Origin of the sequence: Streptococcus sp. SO4, assembly GCF_030440055.1 — a bacterium.
Taxonomy (GTDB): domain Bacteria; phylum Bacillota; class Bacilli; order Lactobacillales; family Streptococcaceae; genus Streptococcus; species Streptococcus nidrosiense.
The window spans coordinates 23685-40928 of the sequence record NZ_JAQFJI010000011.1 but is presented as its reverse complement, the minus strand read 5'-3'; the positions used below and the strand labels follow the sequence as shown (position 1 = coordinate 40928).

General features: G+C 39.6%; 16 protein-coding genes. 2 read left to right on the top strand and 14 right to left on the bottom strand.

Annotated features, from left to right (window positions below; genetic code table 11):
- Positions 1-87 precede the first annotated feature (87 nt).
- Complete coding sequence (locus PCY08_RS07670; protein WP_301559966.1) at positions 88-2427, top strand: Xaa-Pro dipeptidyl-peptidase; 2340 nt, start codon at positions 88-90, stop codon at positions 2425-2427.
- Complete coding sequence (locus PCY08_RS07665; RefSeq protein ID WP_001030117.1) at positions 2378-2848, top strand: arginine repressor; 471 nt, start codon at positions 2378-2380, stop codon at positions 2846-2848. The genes PCY08_RS07670 and PCY08_RS07665 overlap by 50 nt, the downstream gene beginning before the upstream one ends.
- A 35-nt stretch (positions 2849-2883) precedes the next feature.
- Here the strand turns inward: PCY08_RS07665 and PCY08_RS07660 are convergent, their stop codons facing one another.
- From PCY08_RS07660 to ppc, 14 genes are all read right to left on the bottom strand, one after another.
- Complete coding sequence (locus PCY08_RS07660; RefSeq protein ID WP_000502583.1) at positions 2884-3048, bottom strand: hypothetical protein; 165 nt, start codon at positions 3046-3048, stop codon at positions 2884-2886.
- Between the two features lie 9 nt (positions 3049-3057).
- A complete protein-coding gene (gene obgE, locus PCY08_RS07655) occupies positions 3058-4368 on the bottom strand; it encodes a GTPase ObgE (protein ID WP_301559965.1) in 1311 nt (436 codons plus the stop codon).
- A gap of 75 nt (positions 4369-4443) precedes the next feature.
- Positions 4444-4578: a DUF4044 domain-containing protein gene (locus PCY08_RS07650; protein ID WP_000863850.1), complete on the bottom strand. Its 135-nt coding sequence runs from the start codon at positions 4576-4578 to the stop codon at positions 4444-4446.
- Between the two features lie 29 nt (positions 4579-4607).
- Positions 4608-4799 carry a PspC domain-containing protein gene (locus tag PCY08_RS07645; protein ID WP_301559964.1) on the bottom strand — a complete coding sequence of 64 codons (192 nt, stop codon included), beginning with the start codon at positions 4797-4799 and terminating at the stop codon, positions 4608-4610.
- 25 nt (positions 4800-4824) lie between these two features.
- Positions 4825-6141: a glycosyltransferase family 4 protein gene (locus tag PCY08_RS07640; RefSeq protein ID WP_301559963.1), complete on the bottom strand. Its 1317-nt coding sequence runs from the start codon at positions 6139-6141 to the stop codon at positions 4825-4827.
- Between the two features lie 8 nt (positions 6142-6149).
- A complete protein-coding gene (locus tag PCY08_RS07635; protein WP_261673717.1) occupies positions 6150-7202 on the bottom strand; it encodes a glycosyltransferase family 4 protein in 1053 nt (350 codons plus the stop codon).
- 100 nt (positions 7203-7302) lie between these two features.
- A complete protein-coding gene (locus tag PCY08_RS07630; RefSeq protein WP_000331926.1) occupies positions 7303-7632 on the bottom strand; it encodes a metal-sulfur cluster assembly factor in 330 nt (109 codons plus the stop codon).
- 17 nt (positions 7633-7649) lie between these two features.
- Positions 7650-8759, bottom strand: coding sequence for an RNA polymerase sigma factor RpoD (gene rpoD / locus PCY08_RS07625; RefSeq protein ID WP_000201894.1), 1110 nt, complete (start codon positions 8757-8759; stop codon positions 7650-7652).
- A gap of 2 nt (positions 8760-8761) precedes the next feature.
- Positions 8762-10522, bottom strand: coding sequence for a DNA primase (gene dnaG / locus PCY08_RS07620; protein ID WP_301559962.1), 1761 nt, complete (start codon positions 10520-10522; stop codon positions 8762-8764).
- A gap of 180 nt (positions 10523-10702) precedes the next feature.
- Positions 10703-11134, bottom strand: coding sequence for a hypothetical protein (locus PCY08_RS07615; protein WP_049503529.1), 432 nt, complete (start codon positions 11132-11134; stop codon positions 10703-10705).
- A 160-nt stretch (positions 11135-11294) separates the two neighbouring features.
- A complete protein-coding gene (locus PCY08_RS07610; RefSeq protein ID WP_070459428.1) occupies positions 11295-12053 on the bottom strand; it encodes an ABC transporter ATP-binding protein in 759 nt (252 codons plus the stop codon).
- The gene (locus PCY08_RS07605) at positions 12050-12916 is read right to left on the bottom strand and encodes an ABC transporter permease (RefSeq protein WP_301559961.1); all 867 of its coding nucleotides are present in this window, start codon (positions 12914-12916) and stop codon (positions 12050-12052) included. The genes PCY08_RS07610 and PCY08_RS07605 overlap by 4 nt, the downstream gene beginning before the upstream one ends.
- Before the next feature lie 61 nt (positions 12917-12977).
- Complete coding sequence (gene trpX / locus PCY08_RS07600; RefSeq protein WP_301559960.1) at positions 12978-13979, bottom strand: tryptophan ABC transporter substrate-binding protein; 1002 nt, start codon at positions 13977-13979, stop codon at positions 12978-12980.
- Between the two features lie 434 nt (positions 13980-14413).
- Entirely contained in the window at positions 14414-17239 is a 2826-nt protein-coding gene (gene ppc / locus PCY08_RS07595) for a phosphoenolpyruvate carboxylase (protein ID WP_301559959.1), read from the bottom strand.
- Positions 17240-17244 lie beyond the last annotated feature (5 nt).

Below are 17244 nucleotides of genomic sequence, written 5' to 3'. Positions count from 1 at the left end.
AATTTAGCCTTTACAAACCAGCTGATCCTATCATTTTCCCTACTTTTTTGATATAATAAATTTAATGATTCTTCAAAGGAGGCATCTATGCGTTTTAATCAATTCAGTTACTATCCTGTAAGCCAGCAAGAAGCTTTACAGGAATTATCCAGCCTTGGATTCAAGCTTGACCAATCAAATTCTGATAAAGAACTGTTTGAAGCTTTTGTTAGAACTTGTTTTTTCAATTACAAAAATACGGATTATCCCTTCTCAACTTTAGCTGTTGATAAAGAAACTGATCTGCTCACTTTCTTCAATTCTGATCGTGAATTAACTGCAGAAATTTTCTATACTGTTGCCTTTCAGTTGCTTGGTTTCAGTTACTTGACAGACTTTGAAGATTGTCTTGCTTTTCATAAAGAAACGGCATTCCCTATTGTATACGGAAATTTGATTGACAATCTCTATCAACTCCTTAACACGCGCACTAAAAAGGGAAATACCTTGATTGATCAATTGGTTAGCGATGGTCTTATCCCTGAGGACAATGATTACCACTACTTCAATGGCAAGAGCTTGGCAACCTTCTCTGCAAACAATGTTATTCGTGAAGTTGTTTATGTAGAGAGTCGTATTGATTCTGATAATGATGGACTGCCAGATCTTATCAAGGTAAACATTATTCGTCCATCTTACCACGGCAAAATTCCAGCTGTCATGACGGCAAGTCCTTACCACCAAGGAACCAATGATAAGGCAAGCGATAAAGCTCTTTACAAAATGGAAGCTGAGCTAGAAGTCAAGGAACCGCATGAAATTTCTCTAGAAAAACCAACATTAGACTTGGTTGAACCTGTTGGAGAAGCTGAACTTGTTTCAGAAGCTGAAGAAAGACTCACTCATATCAATAGCAGCTACACACTTAATGACCACTTCCTTCCAAGAGGATTTGCAAATATCTACGTATCTGGTCTTGGTACCAAGGATTCTCAAGGTCAAATGACAAACGGAGATTACCGCCAAGTTGAAGCCTATAAAAATGTTATTGATTGGCTCAATGGTCGTTGTCGTGCCTTCACAGACCACAGTCGTAAACGTCAGGTCAAGGCTGACTGGTCAAATGGTAAAGTAGCAACTACTGGTCTTTCTTACCTAGGAACAATGTCTAATGGTCTGGCTACTACAGGAGTTGATGGTTTAGAAGTCATTATTGCTGAAGCAGGTATTTCTTCTTGGTACAACTATTATCGTGAAAATGGTCTGGTAACAAGCCCTGGTGGCTATCCAGGGGAGGACTTCGATTCATTAGATGAATTAACTTATTCTCGTAATCTCTTAGCTGGTGACTTTATCCGTGGAAACGAGGCTCATAAAGATTCTATAGAAGAACTGAAGAAAAATCTAGACCGTAAAACTGGTGATTATAACCAATTTTGGCATGACAGAAACTACCTACTCAATGCTGAAAAAGTTAAGGCTGAAGTCGTCTTTACCCACGGTTCGCAAGACTGGAATGTAAAACCACTTCATGTCTATCAAATGTTCAATGCTCTTCCAAAGCATATTAATAAACATCTCTTTTATCATAACGGTGCACATGTTTATATGAACAACTGGCAGTCTATTGATTTCCGTGAATCTATGAATGCCCTTCTGACACAGAAATTATTGGGGCAAGAAACTGATTACCAGCTTCCAAGAGTCGTTTGGCAAGATAACACCAGTCCTCAAACTTGGATGACATTAGATGATTTCGGAAATCAAACTGACCACAAAACTTTCACATTAGGTACTGAAGAAGCTGTCATTCAAAATCACTACCAAGATTCTGACTTTGAACGTTTTGGAAAGACCTACCAAACCTTTAACAATGAACTCTATCAAGGGAAAGTCAATCAGGTTACCATTGACCTGCCAGTGACAGAAGACCTTCATCTCAATGGGCGTGTTAAACTAAACCTCCGTCTCAAATCAAGTACAAATAAAGGCTTACTATCTGCCCAACTTCTCGAACTTGGTCAAAAGAAATACCTACAACCGTATCCAGGAGTCTTGTCTGCTCGTACCATTGATAATGGTCGTTACCACATGCTGGAAAATCTTTGCGAGCTACCATTTAGCCCAAGTGCACAGCGCGTTATCACCAAAGGTTATCTCAATCTTCAAAATCGTCATGATTTATTGAAAATTGAAGAAGTTAAGCCTGATGAATGGATGGAATTCCAATTTGAACTCCAACCAACTATTTACAAACTAAAAGAAGGCGATACAGTACGTCTCGTTCTTTATACTACAGACTTTGAGATTACTGTACGTGACAATACAGACTATCACTTGACTGTCGATCTTGCACAGTCCAATCTTGAGATACCTTTTCAAAGGGAGGTAACTGTAGATGAACAAAGCCGAGCAAAGACACCAGCTCATCCGAGCCCTAATCACTAAACAAAAAATTCATACCCAAACTGAATTACAAGAACTACTGATTGAAAACGGAGTACAGGTCACACAAGCAACACTTTCAAGAGACATTAACCTGATGAATCTTTCTAAGATTCGTGAAGGTGAACACTCCTATTATTCAATAAACACTGGCTCTACATCCAAGTGGGAAAAACGGCTAGAAGTCTATATGGAGGAAGCCCTCTACATGATGCAACCCGTCCAACACCAAGTTGTTATCAAAACCTATCCAGGTTTGGCACAATCCTTCGGATCTATCTTGGACGCCCTAAATTTTCCTGAAATAGTCGCTACTATCTGTGGAAATGATGTCTGTTTGGTTATCTGCGAGGATAAGGAGCAAGCTCAATCTTGCTTTGAACGCCTCAAACAATTTGCACCACCTCTATTTTTTGATCGGTAACAAAAACCCGTGATGACTTTCATCACGGGTTTATTTTATGATTTGCTATTTTCAGCTTGCTTTTTAGTTCTTGCAAGTCTCAAAGCTCTATTTGGATTGAGACGATTAAACAGTTCTTCTAACTTCTTCTCATTCCAGACATCTGCTGCAGAAACAAAATTTCCATCAGCATCACGGAAAGATATCGGTTTATCTCCCATAGCTATCTCCTAGTCCACAAATTCAAACTCAAACTTACCGATACGAACCAAATCTCCATCCTTGGCGCCACGGGCACGGAGAGCTTCATCAACTCCCATACCACGCAACTGACGAGCAAACTTCATAACAGACTCATCACGGTCAAAGTTAGTCATGTTAAAGAGTTTGATGAGTTTTTCACCTGAAAGTACCCAAGTTGCATCATCATCACGACTAATTTCAAATGGTTTTTCTTCTTCATCAAAGCCATAATAAACTTCTTCTTCCATTTCTGACTCGTCATAAAGAAGGAATTCTGGGGTCTTCTCAAGAAGTTCAGCCGTTGCGTCCAATAAAGGTGCTAAACCTTGCTTGGTCAAACCTGAGATTGGGAAGATTGGCGGTAATTCTTCAAATTCATCATAATTAGCAGCCAATTTTTTCTTGAACTCTTCAAGGTTTTCCTGACTCTCTGGCATATCCATCTTATTAGCAACAATGATTTGGGGACGCTCCATCAGACGAAGGTTGTAAGATTCCAACTCTTTGTTAATAGCTAGATAATCTTCGTAAGGATCGCGACCTTCACTGGCTGACATATCGATGATGTGAAGGATAACTCGAGTACGCTCAATATGGCGAAGAAACTGAGTTCCCAAGCCCACGCCTTGACTAGCACCTTCAATCAATCCAGGTAGGTCTGCCACTGCAAAGGACTCCCCTGATTGGGTACGGACCATACCAAGATTAGGAACGATTGTTGTAAAGTGGTAGGCACCAATTTTAGGTTTTGCAGAGGTAATTACACTGAGCAAAGTTGATTTTCCAACTGAAGGGAATCCAACCAAACCAACATCAGCAAGGATTTTAAGTTCTAACTGTAATTCGCGCTCCTGACCAGGTTCTCCATTCTCAGAGATCTCTGGAGCAGGATTTTTTGGTGTTGCAAAACGGATATTTCCACGACCACCTCGACCACCGTGAGCAACGATAAACTCTTGGCCGTGCTCAATCAAGTCAGTGATGACTTTTCCAGTCTCAGCATCACGCACAGTTGTCCCTTGAGGTACACGAACAATCAAGTCTTCTGCCCCTCTACCATGCATTCCTTTAGTCATCCCTTTTTCACCCGATTGGGCCTTGAAATGACGATTGTAACGGAAGTCCATCAGGGTACGTAAACCTTCATCTACAACAAAGACAACGTTACCACCACGGCCTCCATCACCTCCCCATGGACCGCCATTAGGGACGTATTTTTCACGGCGAAAGGCAACCATCCCATCGCCACCATTTCCAGCCTTGACCTTGATCTTGGCTGTATCTAAAAACATACTCATATTCTTTTCTCACTCTAAAAAGGGCTGGGAAATCCCAGTCACCAACTATTACTACTTGCTAGAAAATCTAGCATTTTAAAATCTGCTAAATACACCAATGGCTGTAGCAAAGATACCTGCTAGGGTTACAAATAACATGATTAACACGACAAACATTGTTAGTTTTTCAAAGAAAGTTTTTTTACGTTTCCCATTATCACCAAATGCCATTTTTTCTCCTTTACTATAATACTCTAATCTTAAAATTCATCTGATACAGGAGCGATTGCCCACAAAATCAAGTAAGCAATTAGTCCAGCACCATAACAGAAAGCTAGAACTCCCCAAACCACACGTACAATTGTAGGGTCAATATCAAAATAATTAGCTAAACCAGCGCATACACCACCGATTTTTTGATCTCTACCACTTCTCATAAATTTCTTTTTCATATTTTATTTCCTTTCTTTGATTCGATTAATCGTTCAAATATTTTCTTAAATGACTCAACTGTTTTCTAGAAGCTTTCAACATACGTCTTGAACCCTTGACCGGCATAGACACTGCTTGTTGTGGTATATAAAATACTGTCTTTAAAATGCGTTTCGTAACAGGTTCATCTGCAGTCAATTCTTTTTCAAAATTATTTGAAATAATAACATCTAGATAGAATTCATGCACTCTCTTAGCAAAATTCTCAGCTGAAATTTCATACAATTTTTCAGCCAAAAGTTTCTCATCCATCTTTGGAGTTGCAATTAAAGCTTCTAAAATAGCCCCTGCTAGATCTCTCTCTTCATAATAAAGCGTTCCAAACATTTTATGATTGATGAGGTTATCAAGATAGGGATTTCCATGAGCTATTACCGGAGTCTTACTTGCAAGACTTTCAAGATAGGTCAAGCCTTGCGTCTCACTAGTTGAAGCTGAGATAAAGAAGTCAGCCGCCTTATAATAGAGCGCTGTCTCACTTGGGGCAACCATACCAGTAAAGATAACAGAATCTTGAATCTGAAAATCTGCTGCTTGCTCCTTGAGATTTTCCAGATAAGGACCATCTCCAGCTACGACTAATTTAACATTTTGCTCTTCTTTTAGAACTTCTGGAAATGCTGCCAGAACAGCTTGAATGTTCTTCTCGTAAGAGACACGTGAAAGGCTAAGAAGCATCTTTTCATCTTCCTTAATACCTAGTTTAACCCGTAAGTCTGCGATATGTTCTGGTCCAATCTCAGGTCGTTCAAACTTGGCTAGCTCAATCCCTGTAGGAATAACTCGTTTTTCAACTTTTACCTTATAATCTGATAGAAGGTCTCGCACGATCTCACTTGGACAAATCACACCATCAACATCATGAAGGAAGCCTCTCACAAGGTACTTTACCATACCTGGACGAATCAACATCCCTTTAGCGATATAGTGGACATAATCTTCGTACTGGGTATGATAGGTATGAATAACAGGGATTTTCAACTCACGCGCTATCCAAATCCCTAATAAACCAAGAGAAAACTCAGTCTGCGTATGAATAATATCCAGCTTATATTGTTTTGCTATCTCAAGAGCTTTCGTAAATCCACGATAGGCGAAACGACGATCCTTAAAGGCAAAGAAAGGAACACTAGGGATACGGATAATCTGCCAGTCTTCATAACGATTAACATCCTTGTCTGTTGTTGTAAAGATAAAGACGGCATGTCCTTGCTTTTCAAGTTCTGTTTTTAAGGTTCGAATACTGGTCGCAACACCCGAGACCTGCGGGAAATAAGTATCTGTAAATAATCCAATTCGCATATACTACCTCATTTTTTTCCTAAAGCTGCTTGCTCCCGATAGAATTTTAGCCAGATTTCAAGAAGATGTTCTTCTGAATATTCTCTTGAAATGGCCTTAGCCTTTTCTTTTAATTCTTTTAGTGTTTCTGGATGCTCTCGATATTCCAAGATAGCCTCTTTCATCTCTTCTACATCACTTGTTGGTCTGTAATTTCCTTCAAGAATGACCTTGTAAAGATCTAGATCACGAAGCATAATGGGTGCTTCACAACTCGCAGCTTCTAAAATAGTCATTGGAAAGAGCTCGTTATAACTTGGAAGCAAGAAAAGATCAGCCAAGGCATAGAGTTCTCTCATCCGTTCTGGATCTACAATCCCTGGGAAAATTAGATTTTCTGGAGGATTATCCATAATCTTTTTATAGCGCTCATAACCATCGGTTATTCCCCCAAAAGAGAATCCACCAGCCCAAATAAAAGTGATATCAGGTAATTCCTCAGCTAGAGTGATAAAGTCATCTATTCCTTTACGCTTCTGAACCTGACCTGCACCAACTACTACAAACTGATTCTCATCAATTCCCATATCTTTACGAAGTTGTTCAACTTGCTCTATAGGAAGTGGATGCCATTTTTCTTTGTTGACAAAGTTAGGAATATAGGTCACTTTTTCACGTGGAATTCCAGCAGCAACCAAATCCTCAATGAAGGTAGGATTGACCACAACCAGATGCTCCATACGGTCGTAAAAAGAAAATACATAGCGTTTGACAATCCCCTTTAAGAAGAATGGAATCTTCAAACTACCTTCCAAAGTATCCGGTAAGAAGTGAACATAGCCAATCTTACGTCCAGAACGTTTTTTCTGAAAGGTCGAGAGGTAATAAGGAAAATCAATCGTATGAAAATGAGTAACATCCGCTTCGATTGGAAGATTTTCTGTTACGATCAGTTGGTCTTTCGCATCTCGTTTTAAAAGCTGTACCAGTTCACGGTATGCACCAGACACACCTTGGCCTGCTACTTTTTCACTTGAACTTAGCATGTTGATGCGTAATTTCTCTTTTTCCATAGTAACCATTATACCATTTTCTTCAAATAAAATCAGCAAATAAAAAGAGAGATAGTATAAAAGCTGGGAATTTCCTGGCGTCTACACTATTTCTCTTTTTATCATTTACTTACTTGATGCCTAAAGCGATACGAGCGTAACGACTCATTTTCTCAACTGTCCAAGCTGGATACCATACTAATTTGACTTCAACGTTAGTAACTTCTGGAACATCTGTCATAGCATCATAGATTTGGTCAGTTAAAAGATCTGCCAAGGGACAACCCATGGTTGTCAAGGTCATATCAATTTCAGTCTCACCTGTATCGCCATCAAAACGAATCTCGTAGATCAAGCCTAGATTGACAATATCAATCCCTAATTCTGGGTCAATCACTTCTTCTAAGGCTGTCAAAATACGTGTTTTGATATTTTCAATTTGCTCTTCTGTATAAGCCATCTTCACTCTCCCTCAACTTAATCTTCAATGAAATCACGAAGTGGTTTGCTTCGACTTGGCTGGCGAAGTTTTCTCAAAGCTTTTGCCTCAATCTGACGGATACGCTCACGAGTCACGTTGAAGACTTTACCAACATCTTCCAAGGTACGCATTTTCCCATCATCAAGACCAAAACGGAGACGCAAGACATTTTCTTCACGATCTGTAAGAGTATCCAAAACTTCATCCAATTGTTCGCGCAAAACGATACGAGTTGTATAGTCCACTGGATTTTCAATCACTTCGTCCTCGATAAAGTCACCAAGATGGCTATCATCTTCTTCACCGATTGGTGTTTCAAGAGAAACTGGTTCTTGGGCAATCTTGAGGATTTCACGGACCTTGTCTGGTGTCATATCCATGCGTTCGGCGATTTGTTCAGGAGTTGGATCTTGTCCCAACTCTTGAAGCAGATTACGTTGTTCACGAACAAGCTTGTTAATGGTTTCAACCATGTGTACGGGGATACGGATGGTACGAGCTTGGTCAGCAATTGCACGAGTAATAGCTTGACGAATCCACCAAGTCGCATAAGTTGAGAATTTGAACCCTTTAGAGTAGTCAAATTTATCAACGGCCTTCATCAAGCCCATGTTTCCTTCTTGGATCAAGTCAAGGAACTGCATTCCACGTCCAACATAACGTTTAGCGATAGATACTACCAAACGAAGGTTAGCTTCTGCAAGGCGTTGTTTAGCTTCGATATCACCCGCTTCAACAGCAAGAGCTAATTCTTTTTCCTCTTCATTTGTAAGCAGAGGTACAACCCCGATTTCTTTCAAATACATACGGACAGGGTCATTGACCTTAGCTGAGGTTGAACCGATCAAATCTTCATCAGTCAACTCTGGTTCTTCCTCAGTGCTCAAAACACGCGCACTTGGATTTCCTTCGTTGTCCGTAATTGAGATGCCAGCATCTTGAATGCGTTGCAAAAGATTCTCAATTCCTTCCACATCTAAAGTAAAGGGAATTACCAGGGCGTTATTGATTTCGTCATCTGTAGCCGTACCAGTTTTTTTATGATTGCGAATAAATTCCGCTACTTGGACGTCAAAGGTTGTTACTTCTTTTTGTTTTGTTGCCATTCTTACTCCATTCTTCTTTTTTGGGCAATTAAGCGTTCTAGCTCTTCTAATGCGGTGTCTGTATCACCGACATGGCTAGCTTCCTGAACTTTCTTTTTAATTTGCAGATTTTCCTGATTCAAGAGAGCTCTTTTTCGAGACTCTTCCACTTCAGCTAACTCGTGAGGGGACATCTCAGGTGGCAAATCTAAGGCTAGGACTTGATACCAAGCACTTTCCACTTCTCTAGTCTGATGAGCCAAATCCTCAGACGAGATACTTCCATTATCAATCAAGAGTCCATACAAGGTCTGAAACTCTGGAGTTTCAAAAATAAAGTCATCTCTTAAGCGGTAGTCATTGAGCACCAAAGGATGTTCCATCATTCGGTAGAGGATATGAGCCTCCGCTCTCATCACTGCTGTCAGCTGCTTGGAGACAGACATGGTGACAGGACTCGGACTATAGGTCTCCTTGACCTTCTCCTTTCTCTGTCTAACACGACTTTCATTGACAATATGTTCGACTTGCTGATAGTCAAAAGATGGCAAGTGATCCGTCAAAATGTGAATGTAGGAATTCTGAGCTGTGATAGAGGGTTCCTTGGCGATTAAGGGAGCAATTTTCTCTATAAATTCAATCTGAGCTTGTAGATTTTCACTATTTTCAGGTCTGAAATGATGGATGTAAAACTCAACAGGACTAATGCGTGTATTGGTTAAGAGATAAGCCAAGTCTTGAGGAGAGTTTTTCTGCAAATATTCATCCGGATCCATCGCGTCAGGAATCTGGACTACTTGGACAGGTATATCTTTAAGCTCGTCCAAGGCTTTAGCCGTCGCAGCTTGCCCAGCCTTATCTCCGTCATAGGTGACGATCACTTTTTTGGTAAAGCGTTTCAGATGCTCCACATGTTCACCCGTCAGTGCGGTCCCCATAGAAGCAACTGCATTTTCAATACCAGCACGATAAGCCGCAATGACATCCATAAACCCTTCCATCAGGTAGATTTCAGGAGCCTTGCCCGATCCTTTTTTTACCCTCTCCAAATGATATAATTCGTAACTTTTGTTAAAAATTGCCGTCGCTCGACTATTTTTATACTTTCCAGTTTGAGAATCAGTCTCTTGCCATACACGACCAGAAAAGGCAATCACCTTTCCTTGATCATTTGAAAGAGGAAACATAATGCGATTATGAAAGGTATCAAAGAATTGGTTACTCTCAGATAGATAAAACAAACCTGAATCCAGCAAGTCCTTCTCACTATAATCATCGGCTAAACGCTGATATAGATAAGAGCGTTCTGCTGGAGCTAAACCAATCATAAAATGCTTGAGAACATCATCTGTTAAGCCACGTTTATAGAGATAGTTTCTCGCCTCTTCACCCATCTTAGTCGTCATGAGAATAGCATGATAAAAACGAGCTGCTTTCTCATGCATATCGTAGAGATTTTGATGGGGCGAACTAGGCTGTACAGAACTTTGAACAGGCGCTGCCATCTGAATCCCAAGTCTCTTAGCTAATATCCTCACTGCATCCGCAAAGGTTACCTGCTGATACTCCTCAATAAACTTAAAAACATCTCCAGAACGACCACAACCAAAACAGTGGTAAAACTGCTTATCCTCGACCACGTTAAAGGAAGGGGTCTTTTCACCATGAAAAGGACAGAGCCCTAAAAAGTTCCGTCCAGATTTTTGTAAAGAAATCACTTCTCCTATGATTTCGACAATATTGGTATTGTTTTTGATCTCTTCGATGAGTCTCTTGTCAACCATAGACAATACCTCCATTTTATCACAGTTTACACTAACTAGTATAGCTTATTTCTGAAAAAAAGTAAACCATTTCATACACTTTACATGAGACTATTTCATAAGTTTCCAGCTATCATGAAAAACTGAATCTTCTGAGGAAATCATTCTAATATTTGAAAGAAAAACAAAAGAAATAAAATCCTATTTCACTTGATCTTCGAGATTATTTTTCAATATTCTGCTAATATACTGACCATCTTTTCTACTAATACAAGCCGTTGCAAAAGTCATAGGTGCTATATAAACTTCTCCTCTATATGATGGGTCGGTCAATACAGGCATAGAATAATAGGCATTCTTTTTATTTTTAAGGTCAATAAACCATTTACCTCCTAGATGCTTACGGAAGGTTTCACCGATATAAACGGTCAAATAATCCAACATCTGGCGGTCTGCTATCAAAACATGGTGGTCTTCGTAGTGAGCCAAGATCCAGGCCTCCAAATCATCCAAAGACTTCATGCTATAGTCTAAATGAAGGCCTTGTTCCTCAGCAAACTCCCTAGTAAAATAGTCCATCTTAAATCCAATCTGAAAAATCCATTCTTGAAAATCTTCTTGTGTGTAAGTCATCTTTTTATCTCCTACTCCTATCCAAGTTTAAGATTCTTATACTGATTATACTCCAAAGTAAAACTGACGAAAAGGAAAAAAAGCAATATTTAAAATTCACCAAAAAACTTAGAAGCAAAAGCCTACTTCTAAGTTTTTTATCTCAATTATTTAAAATCAATTACTCAAACAGTTGATAGTAATCGGAAATTTTCATCTTGGCTTTTTCATCCTTGTTTAAATCTTGGATGATTTGTCCATCTTTCATAACAATCAAGCGATTTCCATACTTGAGAGCATCTTCCATATGGTGAGTAATCATCAAAGCTGTTAGATGGTCCTTGTTGATAAAGTCATTTGTCAATTCCATCAAGGCAACACTTGTTTTAGGGTCAAGTGCAGCTGTATGCTCATCTAACAAAAGGAGTTCTGGGCGCTTCAAGGTTGCCATCAATAGACTCAAGGCCTGTCTTTGTCCACCTGACAAAAATTCAATCGGTGTATCCAAATGCTTCTCTAGACCATTGCCAACCTTCTCAATGGTCGCTTGAAATTCTTCCTTATAGGATGACAATTTTCTTGGGAAAAGTCCACGTTTTTCTCCACGGAACTTGGCAATCAAAAGATTTTCTGCAACTGTCATACGTGGAGCTGTTCCCATCTTAGGATCTTGGAAGACACGAGAGAGATACTTGGCACGTTTCTCAGGGCTGAAATGAGTCACATCCTCACCCATGATACGAATGCTACCACTAGTCAAGGGTAGCGTTCCTGCAATGCTATTAAAGAGGGTTGATTTCCCTGCACCATTTCCACCCAAGATTGTGATGAAGTCATGTTCATAAATATCAAGTGAAACATCGTTTAGAATAATCTTTTCTTCGTCAAAGCCATTTGTCACAATTTTTGTGGCATTTCTTAATTCTACAATTGCTGTCATTTGCTTAACTTGACTCCTTTCAAGTATTTATCCTTAAGGGTTGGAATTACCAAGCAAGTTGCTAGGATAAGGGCACTATATAGACGGAGGTAGCTAGTGTTAAAGCCGAGAGCAATGACTCCCCATACCAAGAATTGATAGCTGATGGAACCAACTACAATTGTAATCAAGCGTTCTGCTAGGGTAAGACTCTTGAAGAGGACTTCACCGATAATCAAGCTGGCAAGACCAACAACGATAACACCGATACCACGAGAGACATCGGCATAGCCTTCTTGTTGAGCGATAAGGGCACCAGCAAGTGCGATTACACCATTTGACAAGACCAAGCCCATAAGCTCCATACGTCCTGTATTGATACCAAAACTACGAGCCATGTCTGGATTATCCCCTGTAGCGATATAGGCCTGTCCAAGTTTGGTATCTAGGAAGAAAAGCATGAGAAGGATAACCAAAGTCACAAAGATTAAACCTGTCAGTAATTGATTAACCTCTGATGAAAATGGAAGAACATCCTGGATTTGTTTTGTTCCTAAGAGCCCAAGGTTAGCTCGTCCCATAATCATAAGCATGATAGAATGACAAGAAGTCATGACTAAAATTCCTGATAGAAGAGTTGGAATCTTCCCTTTGGTATATAATAACCCCGCTGCTAAACCAGCAAGACACCCTGCCCCTACAGCCGCTAAAGTCGCAAGAAAAGGATTAACTCCTTGCGTAATCAGAGTCACTGCTACAGCTCCTCCCAAGGGGAAAGAGCCCTCCGTTGTCATATCTGGAAAGTTCAAGATACGAAAGGTCATAAAGATTCCTAAACCTAGGATAGCCCAGACCAATCCCTGTGAAATAATAGATATTAGCATGTTTGATTCATTTCCTTTATTTTAAAAATTGGAGGAGATGTCTCCAACTCCTCCTTCATTCTTATTCGATTACTTGACCAGCTTCTTTGAGAACTGATTCAGGAATAGTGATTCCAAGTTCTTGAGCAACTTTTTTGTTGATCACTGATTTACCAGTTGAGAAGACATTAACTGGTGTATCTGCAGGTTTTTCCCCCTTCAAGACTTTGGCAATCATTTTACCAGTAGCAACACCAAGATCGTGTTGGTCAACAACGACTGATGCCAAGCCTCCAGCTTCTACCATGGCAGTCGCACTTGGGTAGATTGGTTTTTTAGCTGTTTGATTGCTTGAAACGACAGTTGAGAATGCAGATGCGATTGTGTTATCGATTGGAACCCAGATTGCATCTACTTTACCAGTCATAACGTTCACTGTTGAAGCAATTTCGTTCGTTGAAGGAACTGCGAATGTTTCGACTTTCAAACCAGCTTTTTCAGCGTAAGTTTTAAATTCTTCAACTTGTGATTTTGAGTTATCTTCACTACTTGAGTAAAGAGCTCCAACCGTCTTGACATCAGGTGTCAAAGTTTTGATCAATTCAACCTGTTGTTCAGCAGGGTTGTGGTCAGATACCCCTGTGATGTTCCCACCTGGTTTTTCCAAGTTTTGTACAAGGTTAGCACCAATTGGATCTGTGATAGCAGCCATGATAACAGGAAGGTCTTTTGTTGCACTTGCAAGACCTTGAGCTGCTGGTGTTGCAATACCAACAACTACATCATTTCCGTTTGCCACCAATTGTTTACTCATTGTGGCAACCTTACTTTGGTCACCTTCTGAGTTCATAAAGTCGATTTTGACTTGGTCACCTTTATAACCTTCTTCAGCAAGTCCATCTTGGATACCTTGGTAGATCAAGTCAAGCGATGGGTGGCTTACAAACTGAAGAACACCAACCTTAGCTGTTTTATTAGCTGTCTCAGTTTTAATTTCTTGTTTCGTTAAGCTAGAATATACCAAGCTTCCTCCAACTACAAGTGCTAATGCTACGATAATACCGAGTAGACGTTTGTTTTTCATAATTTTCTCCTTATTTCTTCTTAACTTATTATTTTTTTATTCAATCACTTATTCAAGCGACGCCATCGTTTGATTTCCATAATTTTTTCCTCCCATAGAAAAAGTCCTCACACAAAAAACTTGTGTGAGGACGTCGATGCGCGGTGCCACCTCAATTATAGGAACTAGTCCTATCGCTCTTACTCGCTAAAACGAGTTGCACTGTAAGGTGTGCTCACCGAATTCTTATGATTTCAAATTCTTAATAACATTCAGCCCAATTTTCATCACTTCCACCTATCTGTTTCCACCAACCACAGACTCTCTAAAAAATTTCAATGATTACTTTCTGAATGCTTAAATTATATCATTTTACTAAAACTTGTCAAGGGTTTTCATAAAATATTTTAAATATTAACAAAAATTCCTACGTTTTTTATAAAATCTAACTTGTATCAGCCTGAATTACGTAATCCTGTAGCAATTCCGTTAATGGTCGTATGGATCAATCTTTCTTCATCTGAAGATAGCTCACCTCGACGTTGACGCTTAATCAATTCCAACTGAATATAGTTAAGGATATTGAAATAAGGCATGCGGTAGTTGAGACTGTCTTTCAAATAAGTATTTTCTGCCAAGAGCTCCTCATGGCCTTCAATAGCCAAGATAACGTCCTTAGTCAACTGCCATTCATCTAAGATAGTATAGTAGATTGCTTGAACTTCTTCACTTTCACACAGTTTAGCGTACTCAAAGGCGATATTCATATTTGATTTAGATAATACCATGTCTACGTTAGATAGGAGTGACTGGAAGAATGGCCAATTTTGATACATATCACGAAGATATTCGATATTTTTTGGATCTTGATCGATGAATTCTTTGAAGCTTGAACCAACACCATACCAACCTGGGAACATAACACGACTTTGTGACCATGAGAATACCCAAGGAATAGCACGTAGACCACCGATTTCAGTGATCGTTTTACGAGCTGCTGGACGAGAACCAATATTGAAACTTGAAATCGCCTTGATTGGACTAGATTCAAAGAAATAATCATAGAAATGGTCATTTCCGAATACGAGTTCACGGTAGATATCGTAACTGCGTTCCACCACTTGATCCATGATGGCTTCATAGCGATTTGACGTATTGGTATCACTCTTCTTCTTGGTAATCATACGGTTGATAGCTGCTGAAACCAACATTTCGAGGTTATAGTAGGCTGCATCCTTGTTTCCGTATTTGTTGCCGATAACTTCCCCTTGCTCTGTCAAACGGATACGATCCTTGATAGACTTGAGTGGTTGAGAAGCAATGGCATCATATGTAGGGCCACCACCACGGCCAACGGTACCACCACGACCATGGAAGAAGGTTACTTTGACTCCAAATTCGTCACCAATAGCAGTCAATTGTTGTTGGGCCTTATAAAGTGTCCAACAAGATGATAGATAACCGCCATCCTTATTACTATCAGAGTAGCCAAGCATGATTTCTTGGTAATTGTTTTTAGAAGCAATCCATTTCTTAGCAAGTGGTAGAGAGAAATACTTTCTCATTGTTTCTTCAGAATGGTCCAAGTCCTCAATTGTTTCAAAGAGTGGAACAATCTGAACACGCGCTTTTTCAGCATCTACCAGACCTACTTCTTTGAGCATGATAGCCAACTCCAGCATATCTGACACGCTAGTTGCATGAGAGATAATCGTTTGACGAATGACATCTTCTCCCAAACGGTCTTTTAATTCACGTGCTGTTTGGAAAATAGCCAGTTCTTTTTCGAGAAGTTCAGACTTCTCAGCATGAGTTGCAGACAAGATTCGAGGATCTTCTAATAATTCATGCAATAGCAAGTCACATTTTTCATCTTCTGACAAATCGCTATAGTGGTCATTGATTCCAGCAGATGCCAACAATTCAGCTACACAGGCTTCGTGGACGCTTGAATCTTGACGCATGTCGATGGAGGCCAAGAAGAAACCAAATACTTCTACAGCTTCTAAAAGTTCTGCAAATTCACCTGTGAGTAAGGACTCTGCCTTGTTTTCAAGTAATGAATCCTTAATGGTATATAGATCTTTTTTGAACTCTTCAACTGTTTCGTAAAATGGTGGACGATCTTCAGCTAGCTCTTGAATAGCTCCTGAAAGTCGATTACTAATATAGTCTGTAATCACTCCTTGTTGATGTCCTTGAGTACCTAGAAGACGTTCAACAGGATGACGTTCATCAGCTGACGAGCCAACAACAGACCATTCTTTTAAATTCAAGAGTGTTTGAATCAATTTGGATTGAATCAAATGAAAGGCGCGACGATAGGGTTCTTTCTCACGAAAGACTGATGTATCACCAGATTGAGCAGCCATTTCTTCAACAGCTTTACTAGTTTTTGATAAATTAGTCGAGAGAGAGAAGGTACGATAGAGACTAGAAATCTTGCTAATATAGTAGTTCAAGATCACTTCACTTTGGATAGTAGCAGAACGCAGAAGCGTCTCAGCAGTTACAAATGGATTTCCATCACGGTCTCCACCAATCCACATTCCCATAGTAATAGGTTTTGCTTGTTTAAGATCAATTCCTTGCTCTTTTGCTAGACGTTTGTACTCTAACATCAAGTTAGGAACAGCCTGTAGGAAGGAACTATTATAGTATTCCATCACATTGGTGATTTCGTTGGTTACTTTTAGTTTCTTCTCACGAATCATATCTGTCTGCATGATAATCTCAATATAGCGACGAAGATCATTATGCCATTTTTCTTTGTTGATGAGTCCCATTCTCACGTCACGATATTTACGCAAAAGGGTATGGATATGAGTGGTCAAATCCAACATACTCTTACGTTGAACCTGAGTTGGGTGGGCGGTCAAAACTGGTACCACGTTCAAGTGTTCAAGAATCTCAGCAGCGTTTTCTTTTTCAGCCACCATTTTGATCGTTGTTGACAATTTACCCAGATAGTCTTGATCGACATTATTTAGATGGTTAATCTCATAAGCCAAGTCAACATCTTCTGAGATGTTAATTAAGAGAGGCAAAATAGAGAAATATCTAGAAATGTAGACCATCTCATCATTTGAAAGACCTGTTACTACTTTATCTAGCCCTTGATAGTCAAGTTTTGACGAAAGTTCCTTCAAGTGCATAATCTTATCAAAGGTTTCAGCAGGAAGCATATTTTTTGTGATATCTTCCAGCATATCTGTCAAGATTTGAACTTCTTCTTGTACGACCGTTTTGTTACTATAATTTTCTAACTTTTGAAGAGACATTTTTT